The organism is Gilvimarinus sp. 1_MG-2023 (assembly GCF_030548285.1).
Genome location: NZ_JAUOSC010001736.1, coordinates 1 through 235, shown reverse-complemented (window position 1 = coordinate 235; position 235 = coordinate 1). Strand labels below are relative to the sequence as shown.

Below are 235 nucleotides of genomic sequence, written 5' to 3'. Positions count from 1 at the left end.
ATGCCCAACCCTGCTGTTCGCCCCGGCTACGATACCGTCATGCCGCGTCTGGTCGAAGAACATGGCCAGCAACAGGCCGAGTGGATGATGCACCGTCTGCGTAACCTGAATATTTACCCAAGCCTGTTCTTTATGGATCAGATCAGCTCACAGTTGCGCATCGTACGCCCGCTGGCCTGGAACAAAACCGAGATCATCAGCCAGTGCCTGGGAGTAAAAGGCGAATCCGCCAAGG

1 pseudogene is annotated in these 235 nt (G+C 56.2%); it reads left to right on the top strand.

The annotated features are described in order from the left end of the window. Window positions 1-235, top strand: a pseudogene (locus tag Q4563_RS22675) (hypothetical protein); the annotation flags it as partial.